At 69.9% G+C, this 1,928-nt stretch carries 3 protein-coding genes; all 3 read right to left on the bottom strand.

Going from position 1 to position 1,928, the window contains the following annotated elements:
* Positions 1–91: 91 nt before the first annotated feature.
* Positions 92–589, bottom strand: a complete 498-nt coding sequence (paaD, locus tag CH341_RS24850) for a 1,2-phenylacetyl-CoA epoxidase subunit PaaD (protein ID WP_111421666.1) — start codon at positions 587–589, stop codon at positions 92–94.
* A complete protein-coding gene (paaC, locus tag CH341_RS24845) occupies positions 583–1,353 on the bottom strand; it encodes a 1,2-phenylacetyl-CoA epoxidase subunit PaaC (protein ID WP_111421665.1) in 771 nt (256 codons plus the stop codon). Before paaC ends, paaD begins: the two co-directional genes overlap by 7 nt.
* Positions 1,354–1,559: 206 nt before the next feature.
* A complete protein-coding gene (gene paaB, locus CH341_RS24840; RefSeq protein WP_111421664.1) occupies positions 1,560–1,862 on the bottom strand; it encodes a 1,2-phenylacetyl-CoA epoxidase subunit PaaB in 303 nt (100 codons plus the stop codon).
* Positions 1,863–1,928: the final 66 nt, after the last annotated feature.

Here is a 1,928-nt window from a genome sequence, read left to right as displayed (position 1 = left end):
TTCACCCACCCCCGCTCGCCTTCAGCGAGCGACTCTCCCGCTCCCGGGGAGGGTAAAAGAGCGGCTTGCTCGGTCATCGACATCCCTCGCCTCAATGGCATTTGAAATAGTCGAAGGGCTCGCGGCAGGTGTTGCAGCGCCACAGGGCCTTGCACGCCGTAGAGCCGAAATCCGCGATCGCGGCCGTGTCGGTCGAGCCGCATTGCGGGCAGGCGACGGTGTCGACGCCGAACAGGGCGCGGCGTCCGGCGCCCTTTTGCGGCGGCGCGATGCCGTAGTCCTTCAGCTTGGCGCGACCTTCGTCGCTCATCCAGTCGGTGGTCCAGGCCGGCGACAGAACCGTGACGACCTTCGGACGGCCCAGCCCGGCCTTCTCCAGCGCCAGCTCGATCTCCAGCGCGATCATGGTCATGGCCGGGCAGCCGCAATAGGTCGGGGTGATGTCGACCTCGATGCCTGACTCGAGGACCCGCACGTCGCGCAGCACGCCGAGATCCGCGATTGTGAGCACCGGGATCTCGGGGTCCGCCACCGCGCCGGCGACGCGTCGGGCCGTCTCGCGCAGCTGCTCCCGGTCCGGCGTCACCACGTCGCTCCGGGAATCGTGCGCTGCATGTATTGCAGCTCGGCGAGCAGGTGGCCGAGATGCTCGCTGTGCCGGCCGCCGCGTCCGCCGCTCTGCATCCAGCCGTCCTCCGGCATCGTCAGCGTGGCGCGGGCCAACACGCCGGCGACCGTCGTGCGCCAGGTGTCACGCAGCGTCGCGGGATCCACCGCGACGCCGGTCGCGATCATCTCGCGCTCGATCTCGTCGGTGTGAAAGAGCTCGTCCGTGAACGGCCAAAGCTGCGCCAGGGCGCGCTCGGCGCGGCGGCGGCTCTCGGCCGTGCCGTCGCCCAGCCGCACCACCCACTCGGCCGAATGGCGCAGGTGATACGCCGTCTCCTTCTCGGCCTTGGCGGCGATCGCCGCCAGCGTCGTGTCGCGCGACGCCATCATGGCGCGCCAGTACGGATCGACGAAGGCCGCGTAGAGGAGCTGCCGCACCATGGTGAGGGCGAAGTCGCCGTTCGGCTGCTCGACCAGCAGCAGGTTCCGGTAGGCGCGCTCGTCGCGCAGATAGGCGAGGGCGTCCTCGTCGTGGCCCTTCGCCTCGACCTCGCCCGCATAGGTGTAGAGCGCGCGCGCCTGGCCGATCAGGTCGAGCCCCATGTTGGCGAGCGCCATCTCCTCCTCCATCAGGGGCGCCTTGCCGCACCACTCGGACAGCCGATGCCCGAGCACCAGCGCATCGTCGGCGCGGCGCAGCACATAGGTGAGGAGCGGGGTATCGGCGAGGCGGATGCTGGTCATGGGGGCGGTGTCCGGTGCGGATCGGGTCGATCTATATCGTGGTCGGATCAGGCCTGTCTGCTGGTCGAAGCCTGCTCTCTCCCCCCTTGTGGGGGAGAGGTGGAGAGGGCGGTGAGCCGCGGAGCACGACGCCGGCGCCGTAACCCCCTCCCTGTCCTCCCCCACAAGGGGGGAGGGAACGCTGGAGCCGCGACTCTCGAGCACGCTCACATGTGGCCGACTTCGTCCGGGATCTCGTAGAAGGTCGGGTGGCGGTAGACCTTCGAGGCGGTGGGCTCGAACATCATGCCCTTGTCGGCGGGGTCCGACGCCGTGATGGCGGCCGACGGCACCACCCAGATCGACAGGCCTTCGCCGCGCCGGGTGTAGAGGTCGCGCGCCGCCTGCAGGGCCAGCGTCGCGTCGGCGGCGTGCAGCGAGCCGACATGCTTGTGGGCGAGCCCGTTGCGGGCGCGGATGAACACCTCCCACAGCGGGACCTTCGGCTCGGGTGCGGCGGGCTCTGTCACGGCGGGCTCCTCGGGCGTTTCCTGATCTTGTTTGTTTGGTCATTCCGGGGCGCCGCGCAGCGGCGA

This window comes from Rhodoplanes roseus (assembly GCF_003258865.1).
In the GTDB taxonomy this organism is placed as follows: Bacteria; Pseudomonadota; Alphaproteobacteria; order Rhizobiales; family Xanthobacteraceae; genus Rhodoplanes; species Rhodoplanes roseus.
This window is presented reverse-complemented; position numbering and strand designations above follow the sequence as displayed.